Origin of the sequence: Bacteroides sp. HMSC067B03, assembly GCF_001811315.1 — a bacterium.
Taxonomy (GTDB): Bacteria; Bacteroidota; Bacteroidia; order Bacteroidales; family Bacteroidaceae; genus Bacteroides; species Bacteroides faecis.
Genome location: NZ_KV804325.1, coordinates 1 through 10,610, shown reverse-complemented (window position 1 = coordinate 10,610; position 10,610 = coordinate 1). Strand labels below are relative to the sequence as shown.

The 10,610-nt window shown below is 35.2% G+C and carries 6 protein-coding genes and 5 pseudogenes; all 11 read right to left on the bottom strand.

Features of this window, described 5'->3' with window-relative positions; genetic code table 11:
• Positions 1-3 precede the first annotated feature (3 nt).
• Positions 4-787, bottom strand: a pseudogene (locus HMPREF2794_RS07960) (nucleotidyltransferase domain-containing protein); the annotation flags it as partial.
• 40 nt (positions 788-827) lie between these two features.
• Positions 828-1,996: pseudogene (locus tag HMPREF2794_RS07955) on the bottom strand (IS3 family transposase).
• 69 nt (positions 1,997-2,065) lie between these two features.
• Positions 2,066-2,815 (bottom strand): annotated as a pseudogene (gene istB, locus HMPREF2794_RS07945) (IS21-like element helper ATPase IstB).
• Positions 2,778-4,082 carry an IS21 family transposase gene (gene istA / locus HMPREF2794_RS07940; protein WP_168166593.1) on the bottom strand — a complete coding sequence of 435 codons (1,305 nt, stop codon included), beginning with the start codon at positions 4,080-4,082 and terminating at the stop codon, positions 2,778-2,780. The pseudogene istB and the gene istA overlap by 38 nt, the downstream one beginning before the upstream one ends.
• Positions 4,083-4,936: 854 nt before the next feature.
• Positions 4,937-5,596, bottom strand: coding sequence for a dihydrofolate reductase family protein (locus HMPREF2794_RS07935; RefSeq protein WP_000802831.1), 660 nt, complete (start codon positions 5,594-5,596; stop codon positions 4,937-4,939).
• 110 nt (positions 5,597-5,706) lie between these two features.
• Positions 5,707-6,452 (bottom strand): annotated as a pseudogene (locus HMPREF2794_RS29440) (helix-turn-helix transcriptional regulator).
• 75 nt (positions 6,453-6,527) lie between these two features.
• Positions 6,528-6,659 (bottom strand): annotated as a pseudogene (locus tag HMPREF2794_RS29435) (HTH domain-containing protein); the annotation flags it as partial.
• Between the two features lie 275 nt (positions 6,660-6,934).
• Complete coding sequence (gene aph(3')-IIIa / locus HMPREF2794_RS07920) at positions 6,935-7,729, bottom strand: aminoglycoside O-phosphotransferase APH(3')-IIIa (protein WP_001096887.1); 795 nt, start codon at positions 7,727-7,729, stop codon at positions 6,935-6,937.
• A gap of 183 nt (positions 7,730-7,912) precedes the next feature.
• Positions 7,913-8,920, bottom strand: a complete 1,008-nt coding sequence (locus tag HMPREF2794_RS07915; RefSeq protein ID WP_070751298.1) for an IS5 family transposase — start codon at positions 8,918-8,920, stop codon at positions 7,913-7,915.
• Positions 8,921-9,080: 160 nt separating this feature from the next.
• Complete coding sequence (gene sat4, locus HMPREF2794_RS07910) at positions 9,081-9,623, bottom strand: streptothricin N-acetyltransferase Sat4 (RefSeq protein WP_000627290.1); 543 nt, start codon at positions 9,621-9,623, stop codon at positions 9,081-9,083.
• Positions 9,620-10,528: an aminoglycoside 6-adenylyltransferase gene (gene ant(6), locus HMPREF2794_RS07905; protein WP_070751297.1), complete on the bottom strand. Its 909-nt coding sequence runs from the start codon at positions 10,526-10,528 to the stop codon at positions 9,620-9,622. Before ant(6) ends, sat4 begins: the two co-directional genes overlap by 4 nt.
• Positions 10,529-10,610: the final 82 nt, after the last annotated feature.

Sequence of the window (10,610 nt, the reverse complement as noted above, 5' to 3'; positions counted from 1 at the left end):
TCATCATATTTGTTTTCTTTCATCTGAATTCCCCCTCGTTTAAAAAGTTATTTATCTCCGTTGCAATTTTTTTCACTTCTTTATAAAGCTTCTCGGTCATATCGTAGCATTCAAAAAGTGAAAGACCGAGTACTTCAAAAATATGATTTACCCTTTCGGCATATTTTTTAGGTTTATATTCAAAAGTTTCAAGCAGTTTTATAGCTTTCTTTTCGTTAATGCAATAAGCATTATTACATGCAAATAGTACTTGATTTAAGCATGAAATAATACGAAAAACATGGCCTGCAATATAATATTTATCCTCTGCTCCCGCATTTGCTTTTACAAACATTAAAGAGAACTCTGCTTCAAATAAAAAAAAGTTTATCAAGCTCTTCTTTAGAGCACCAGGGTAAATTTCCGCCTGATTTTTTAATTCGCATAAGCTTTCATTTTTAGCATATTGTATCTTGCTGATAGCCAATTCTCCACGATACATAGCACTTATATAACCATGGGGATGCCCGGTCTGATAATTTGCAGTAACAATTCCTTGCTCCGTATCTTTGATTATTTGTTCCACCCGTTTTATATCACGTAAAATCAGATCAACATGATACCCGTTCATAACTAACCATCCGCCGCCATTGATCCAATCACCCCACGCTCCGGGAGGTACAACAAGGTTGTTTCTATTCTCATCATCCAACTCTGTAGCAATTTGGTTAATCGCTGTCAGGTCAAATGATTCTTGATTGTAATAAATTCCGATATCTATATCAGAATCCTCTGTATGGGTACCTTGGTCTTATGTCAATATTTTGGACACAAAAAGTCAAACTTTTTTATGCTGCACTTCTAGCTAATAATTCACATTGATCTGGAGTCATGTAATTAATAGAAGAGTGTAGCCTTTTTCTGTTATACCAACCTTCAATATATTTAAAAATAGCCATATTAGCTTCTTCGAAGGTACGGTATGTATTTCTATATATTTCTTCCTTTTTTATTAATGAATGAAAAGATTCTATACAAGCATTATCATATGGACAACCTTTTTTACTAAACGATTGTATAATATTAAACTCTTTGCATAGCTCCCTTAAATCATTGCTAGTGTATTGAGAGCCTAAATCGCTATGAAATATTAATTGCTTATTCTTATCGGGAAATTGGCTGTAATAAGCATTTTTTAAGGCTTTAACAACTAAATCATTAGTCATTCTCTGATCGAAAGCGTAGCCAATTATTTTTTTAGAATATAAGTCTAGAACTGAAGCTAAATAGCACCAACCATCTTTGATAGTATAAATATATGTAATATCTCCTACCCATTTTTCGTTAATAGAAGTAGTAGTAAAATCTCTTTTCAAAACGTTTTCTAAATCTTCTGCTACCTTTTTACTTGAATGAGGTTTGTATTTTTTTACAGTTACTGCACAAAGGCCAAGTTCAGTCATTCGTCTTTGAACTCGCTTCAATGATACATTGAATCCTTCTATACCAAGTATATGATGAATCCTAGGAGCACCATATATGCCTTTATTCTCTTTATATATCCTTTTAATAGCTGATTTTAATTCCTCATTTTCTAATTCTCTTGCAGATTTAGTTTTATCAAAAGATTTATAATATGTGCTTCTGGCTACGCCTAGAACGGTACATATAGTCTTAATATCATGTTTGTTTTTATTGCTATTTATAAATTCTATTAATTCATCTAATTTCTTGTTGCAAATATGGCCATAGCTTTTTTGGCTAAAGCCCGCCTTTGGTGTAATATTTCATTTTCCTCTTTAATTCTTGCCATTTCTTTTTTTAAAGCCTTAACTTCCTTTAATGTCATAACTTCATTTTCATCTACTTTAATTTCTTTTACATCTTTAACCCAGCCGTTAATTGTTGATTTTGCAATGCCATATTAGCTACTTAGCTCTGCTAAGCTCATTCCTGACTTAAATAATTCTACTATCATATCTTTATATTCTTGATCGTATCTTCTGCCCTTTCCCATAATGGACACATCCTTTCTTAACTAAATATTATTTTACTTAGTTCGATTTAATGTGTCCACTACTTTATACTAACACCATATTTTGGATAATGCAGTAGCCGTCCTGTAAGAGTTTCCGAGAATATTTACAATAGTAGAATGATCAACAAGTCTGTCTAAAATAGCACTAGCTAGCATATTGTCTAAAAATATTTGATTCCAGTCGGATAGATTAATATTACTAGTAACTATTGTGCTTTTCTTTTCATAACGTCTATCTATAAGTTGAAAAAACATTTTTGCTTCTTGTTCTCCAATTGGCAAATATCCAATTTCATCAATTATAAGAAGCTTGTATTTACTAAAATGTTTTATTCTATCATCAAGTTTGTTTTCAATATAAGCTTTTTTTAATTGCTCTATCAAATCTTGGCATTTTATAAAATAGGTACTTACTCTTTTCTTTGCTGCAGCAATTCAAATTGACGTGGCAAGGTGGGTCTTACCCACGCCACTATTGCCTATCAATATAATATTGCTATTATTATCTAAAAAACGTAAGCTTTCGAAATCTAAAAATTGTTGTTTGTTTATTTTAGGTTGAAACTCAAAATCAAAGTCCTTCAATTCTTTCAGGTGCGGGAATGCTGCTACTTTAACCATAGCGTGCGCAGCATTAAAATTTTTAACTTCAACCTCTTTACTAGTTAACTCACACAAAGCGTCTACAATGCTTAGTTTATGCTCATTTATTTTATTAATATAGTCATCTATTTGTAGGCTGATTTGTGTTAATTTAAGTTCATGTAAGTTCTTCTGTAACTGTTGATAATTGTTCATTAAACTTTTTCATCTCCTCTAAATGTTTAGCTGCATAGTTTTTAACATCTTCTTTATCCGAGTTTCTAAAAGTTAAGCTCATCATTGCTAAGTGATGATTTTCATGATAATTAATTTTTTTATTAGAAACTGTATGTAAAGTTATTAATTTATGGTCATAATAAACATATAGGTTATTATCAATAACTTTAACAACAATATTTTTATTAATAAAATCAACGGGGACAGAATATAGATTTCCCTTATAGCGAAATAGTCCATTGGAATTGACTTTCGCATGTATTGTTGTATTTTTGTAATAAGAACATATTTTATCATTTGGTAGTGGTAAAAGATGTTCTTTCTCTTTTTTAAATACTAATATAGGAGGAATACCTATTGCCTGACAGACTCTTGAATTAGCTTCATTTGTTATTTCTTGCATCTTCTCGAATAACTCTTCCTCATTATTAAGCAATCCATTATAAGTCATTATTTCATTAATAACTCGCATTGGATTTTCAACTTTTGCTTTAGTATTTGGCCTTGCTCTAATGCAAGGTACGATATTAAATCCAAAGTCATCAGCAAACTGCTGAAATTTAGGATTAACTTTACCGTCAGAACGTTCCGTTCTAGCTTTATCCATCATTGTTGAAGCATTATCTATAACTATTTCTTTGGGCACACCTCCTAATGCTTCAAAAACATTAGTTAAGAAATCAAATAAATATGCTTGAGATGTTGATGGACAAATTGCCCAATATTTGAACCTAGATGCTGATAATATCAAACTGCCAACATTAAAGATAAACTCTTCTCCGCTTTTAAAAGAAAATTTTAATTTTTCTTTCCAATCAAATTGTGCTTGTTTTCCAAAGGAAGTTTCAGATTTTACAGCATCTTTCTTTTTGTTTGGTTTAAAGTATTCTGCAAATTTTTCATGTTTTAAAATATAATAATTAAAATTACTTCTTGAACAATCTAATCCTTTTTCTCTAACCAAATATCTATAGAGATGAGATTTATAATAAAATATTTGGTCCGTTTCTGCTGAAAGCAAACTCGAAATGATATCATAGAAATCATCTATCTTTGATTTTTTAGATTTTCTAACTTTCTTTATATCTCCATCATAATACTTTTTAACTGTTCTTCTATCCACTCCTAATTCTCTAGCTATGGCACTAAAATTAGGTCTATCCCAATTATTAACCTCGACTAAAAGTTTTAGCTTATTTAAATCTTTTACTGATCTTAAAAATATTTCAGTATTAATGTTTATCATATAAATCATATTAATCACCATTAATACTGTGCTAAATTTTACCTTCTATTATACATAGACATATTAGCAACTCTGTACATTATTATCTTAGCATTTATATCTCCACAACCCCACGAAGTTATCTAATCTATCAACTCAACCCTATCACTTTAAGGAGAGTTGATATATTTCCTCTAAAAATAAAAATAAGGGTTTCCCGACATTAACATCCTCGGCAAAGTAGCGATGGGAAAAGTTCAATGTCAGGAAACCCTTTATTTATCAGTATTTTGTTTAGTCATATTTCTCCACCCTCGACATCAAGACAACACACTCAACGTGCCTTGAGTGGGCAAAAAAGATGTCGCACCCCACTGGTATCCCCTTGGCGGAAGCCCATATTTCTGAAACAGTCGCCTGGATAGGCTATTTTTCATTGATTTGGTGCCTGCTTTTGCGTTACAATCCAAGTAATTGTAAGCAATAAAGCCTTCAAAAGCATGTTGTCCTCTTGAAGGCTTTATTCGGTACAACTTTAAAATTGGTTTACTTATCTTTATCTTCCTCTCTAAGATACTTAACTAGCCCCGGATAATTGCTTATCCTTACAGTTCGGATCAATTAGAATTAGCCGAAAACGGCGGCGAAGAAACGAACCACCGAGAAGCACCGCCGCATTGCCGAGCTTGATACCCTCATTGAACGACTGTATGCGGACCGGAAAAGGCGCGGTTGACCGCCTTGCCCTCAAAGGCTTAGGGGCATATCAACTATATATTGGGGCCGAGTGCCGTTACTTTAACACCGCCGCTAGCCATGAGCTTATGCTTCCTTTAGGACACTGTCCCAACAGACACTTTTTAAAGTATGCTGCACTAATCCTTATTTTTCACAGCATAGCGCAATGACAGACAGCCATGTTCTGCATTCTCTGTTCCCTGCAATTCCAAATTAACTTTTTCAGATAACAGAAGGTTATCAAATAGTTGTTTTTCTTTATTACCTACAAAACATGGTGATATCACAAGACTGATTTCATCAATAAGTCCGTTTTCTAATAATTTGTTGGTTAATCCACCGCCACTGTCTGTCCGCATGTATTTACACCCATATTGCTCATGCAGGATCTGAAAGGCTTTTTCATAGTCCACATGATCATTTCCTGACACAATATATGGGTAATGCCTTTCCTCCAAATAATTCAAATATTCCTTCGGAGTGGCAGTTGATACCAGAATGACAATTTCCTTCAGATATCCAAGATTTCTTAAGCAATGAAGACTTCTCAAGATACCTCTGCTGTCAGGTATGACTCCTATTGGTCTGGGGTCCTCCGGGCTTGTTATGATTTTCTCAAAATCAGCCTCTGTTTCAGCAGGATATTTTTCAAATGCAGTAAAAACAGTATTGGACCCAAACAGCACCGCATCCGAATGAATTCCCCCGGCAACCTGGTAGTAAACTTCCGGATTATCAAAGCCTTTAATGCGGCCATCAAGGCTAATTTGTGTGTGCATAATTATCTTTGGTTTCATATTTTTCAATCCTCCTTTTTGATAGTAGAATATCATAATACACTGACAGCTGTATGTCAGCAGGGGATATGAAACCTTACAAAAAATACATAACAGACCAATCGCTTTCTCTAAATCAAGTTTAGGCAGTGATTCGTAATTTGTGCCAGGTGTTTACGGGTTATGCATTTTAATTCATCAGGTTGGACTATTTCAATGCCTGATCCATATTCAATCAGCTGCTTGCTCAATATCTCAAAGGAATCTGTCTGGAATTCGATTTCCATTTTACTTCCCAAATCGGTTTCTTCAAGGAAGCCGAGAGAATACCTGTTCTTGATAGAATTGTATGTCTCCCCTTTTTCAGCTCTAAGAATTACATTATATAGTTTTTTATATGAAAGCATTTGTTTTAATATTTGTTCCAAAGAGCCATCATGGCTTTGACAGAGCTCTTCTTCTATGCAAATGCTTTTAATCCGATCCACACGAAAATTCCTATATTCATTTCTTAGCCTGCAAAACCGATTAAGTACCAGTTCTGTTCATAAAACCCCAGTGATATAGGCTCTATCATTCTGCTTTCCGGTTCTTGCCCTCCTGATGCAGGATATTGAATTGATATTACCCTTTTATTGCAGATTGCAGTCTGAATTGCTGCAATAACGTTATCCGCCAATGTATTTTTCTGTCCAGATGTGCTGTACACGTTAATACTGTTCTCCAACTCCTGTGCATAGTTTTTTTCACCATGCTTCAAAATAGATTTGATTTTATACATAGCTGAATCAAAATCCTTTATAAATGATTCATCTCCATGGCAATTTAAAAATTTCCCTGCTGTAATCAATGCACCCACTTCCGCCGCTGTAAACATTACCGGCGGAAGTAGGAAGCCCTCTACAAGAAAATATCCTTTTCCGGCCTCAGATCCAATTGGTATTCCGGCTTCTTCAAGTGTCCGGATATCTCTGTAAACTGTCCTTAAGCTTATATTAAATCGCTGTGCAATTTCTTTGGCAGGAATTATTTTTTTTGATTGCAGCTGAATAAGAATAGAGGTTACTCTGTTAATCCTGTTCAAATTTTATTCCTCCTCTGTGACTTCCATAAAAAGTATATCCTATGCGTTCTTAAGCTAGCTGCTGTTAGTGCTTCTCATTGCACCCTGGTTATAAAAGCCATACTCACAAACCTCTTCACCAAAACTCTTTACATCTCTAATATAGAACTCTATCTAGCGAACTTTTAGAAAAGATATAAAACATCAGAGTATGGACAGTTGCGGATGTACTTCAGAAAAGATTAGATGTCTAAAAAGCTTGTAGTTAAAGCTTTTTAGACATCTAAATCTAGGTACTAAAACAATTCATCCAGTAAAATATAATATTTTATTTTCTCCCAATCAGGCTTGATCCCCAGTAAGTCAAAAAATAGCTCGACATACTGTTCTTCCCCGATATCCTCCCTGATCGACCGGACGCAGAAGGCAATGTCATACCACTTGTCCGCCCTGCCGCTTCTCCCAAGATCAATAAAGCCACTTACTTTGCCATCTTTCACAAAGATGTTGCTGTCTCCCAGGTCGCCGTGGGAAAAGACAAGTTCCTCTTCGGGCTTTTCCGTCTTTAAAAAATCATACAGCTCGCGCGGATCTTTAAATGGAGTGTCTTCTTCCCAGTTTTCGCAATCCACATCGGCCAGATCGTTATTCAGTAAGTAATCCAATTCGGCTAAGCGGCTGTCTAAGCTATTCGTATAGGGACAATCCGATATGTCGATGGAGTGAAAGAGCCTGATGCACTCCGCATACAGCTCGATAATCTTTTCAGGGCTTTGTTCATCTTCATACTCTTCCGAGCAAAGGACGCCATCGGCCTCACTCATGAGCAGATTGCTCCAGCCATCATGCCGTTCAAAGTGCAGGACCTTTGGAACAGGCAGCTTTCCTTCCAGCCATAGCATCATGTCCTTTTCCCGTTCCACATCATAGGTGGTCCCTTTATACCGGCTGTCCGTCATTTTTAAATATAGGTTTTCATTTTCTCCCACCAGCTTATATACCTTAGCAGGAGACATTCCTTCCGTATCTTTTACGCAGCGGTATTTTTCGATCAGTTTTTTCAATTCCGGTGATATTCTCATTTTAGCCATTTATTATTTCCTTCCTCTTTTCTACAGGGAACCTCTAAAAATTGATTCCCAATCATAATATTTTGCTATTTCGATTATTTTTTCAAAAATCAAGGCAAGAAATAGCCGATTGCCATTGATTCTCGCTAAATATTCAGGGAGGATAAGCCCTAAATATTCAGAATTATTCTCATTTGGGCATAGTTATCCCATGTACACCTCTTTTCGTTTTAAAATAGTATATCTGCAAAAGTTATAAACAAGGTTTGTAAGACCTATATTAAACTCTGCTCGCTTTATGCCAATGGAACGCACAGTAAGACCATGCATAGATACGGTAATAAATCCAAACACATGCTCAATTCTGCATCGAATTTTTGATTTTCTTCGATTGCTTTCTTTTTGTTCATCAGTCAACGGTTTGCCGCGATATCCTTTTTCACATATGCGGTTTTCTACATGTTTCGGAATTTCTTTTCCCACATAGGCGCTGTCAGCGTATATTACCTTGTCAGCTTCTCCGAGAAATTCTGAAAATTCATTGCTGTCATGTATATTTGCTGATGTGGTTGCGTAATCCGTAATAATCTTACTGTCGGCATCCACTTTTACATGATTTTTATATCCGTAATGAGTTTCATCATTTTTCTTTGTCCAACGGGCGTCTGTATCTTTTTGCGCAAGTTTATGGGTATTTTTCTCCCATTCTTTGGGTATCTCGCCATTTTTAATTTGATTGTTTTCCTCACGAGTGTTGCGCTGACGCGGTGCATCCACAAAAGTCGCATCAACAATTGTTCCTGTATGCGTTATAATACCTTGCGATTCCAATTGCGCTGTGAACTGATTAAATAAAGGCTCAATTATTTCTTTTTGCGTAATGGTATCCTTAAAAAGCCAGATTGTTTTTGCATCAGGTACACGCTCTCCCAATGATAAGCCAATAAAACGCTGAAAGCTCATTCGATCAGTTATCTGGTATTCAGTTTGATCATCAGATAAATTAAACAATCGTTGCAATACGAGTATTTTGAACATCATTACAACATCATACGACGGTCTGCCGGCTTTGCTTTTACGTTCTTTACAATTTACCTTTTCAAGCAAAGGTCTGAATGATTCAAAGTCTATAACATTCAGTTTTTCCAATGAATCTCCGAGTTCGGATAATCTCTGTAATTGTGTTTCTTCCGCAAAAAGATTGATCTGCATTTCATTTCAACCGCCTTTATTATAGTATCTTTATTATACCATAATCTGACGATTTTTTCAACAATTTTTTATGAATTTTTAGAGGTTACCTACAGTATTTAAAGATACCCCAAGAAGCTAATTATAACAAGACGAACTCCAATTCACTGTTCCTTGCATTCTAAAACCTTAAATACCAGAAAACAGCTTTTTCAAAGTTGTTTTCAAAGTTGGCGTATAACATAGTATCGACGGAGCCGATTTTGAAACCACAATTATGATAGAATTTACAAGCTATAAGGTTATTGTCCTGGGTTTCAAGCATTAGTCCATGCAAGTTTTTATGCTTTGCCCATTCTATAGATATATTGATAAGCGCGCTGCCTATGCCTTGCCCCCTGAAATCCTTACATACGGCGATATCTTCTATATAAGCGTACCGGTTCCAATTTTTTCGCAGTTTAACTTTTCCGACGCATTTATCGTCTTGGTAGTAAAGATATATTATCTTATCAGTATTGTCAATATATTCAAGGCAATCTGCCTCCTCATCCTCTTCATCCTCTTCGTCTTGGTAGCTTTTTAAATATGGCGCTTCATAGAGTAATTCTGTAAAGGTCCAATTCTCGTTTTCATACCTCGGTATAATCTTACCTATCACCTCAAATGGTTCGCTGGGTTTATCGATATCTTTCAGGTGCCCTGCTTTCATTTCTGTAATCACTGTTCCCGCCTCTCTTCTATATCAGCGACATATGTGCTATCCAGGCAGCCGGTTTTACCAGTGTATTTTTTATACATGTCCCTGGTATATTTTGTTATATTCCTATCATACTCCGGATAGGCATAATGAAGCCTTTCCGCCACCTCACCGGATACCGCCCTGAACAATTGATGGCATAGAAATAATGCTTCCCATATGTTTTCATAGGAATCCATCCGGTAGGTGGACAAAAGTTTCTCCCACAAATCCTCGGATATATACCTTTCAATAAACTTATAGTTCTTGCCTACACTTAATTTAAAGCCTGTTTCGATGCCGACCTTCCATGATATCATTCTCAGCAGCTCATGGCGAACAATCTGATTAAAATGATCAATAGCAAATAAAATTTCCTTACGGCACAATCCTTTAATAACATAAGGTGTTACATTCCAAAATTCATTGCAGCAATCATCATACTCCCTTGCGCTTGGCTTTCTTACATGATAATCTATATCAGTCGGAACTATGTCCCTTTTAATTCTACAATCTTTATCAATTAGAACCTTTATTAATTTATCGCCCTTTAGGTAATTATCTAACTCTTCCAAGGGCAATAAGGTAAGATCAATTTTATTGTAATCATCAAATAGCATAAGATAGGAAAATCCCTTTTCTTCAGGTGGGAATAATTCCATATCCTCCGGCTTTTGCATCATTATTATATTCCCAAATTGATTAAGCCAGTCATCATTAGATATAAACGGTTCTATATCACTTACAAAATATGTAATATCATAATCCTGAAATTCATCTTTAGGTATATTAATATTTGCGCGTGACCCCTCAAGGGTCACAATTCGAATACGTTCATCCTGTTCTGCTAAAGAAAGTACTAAATCCATCATTTCTTTTTCTGATCTCATTTACATACTCCTCGTTTATTTTTTCTATATTATTACATCTTCTTTTTTGCCGATACAATCAGCATCATGGGACGGCGCATTT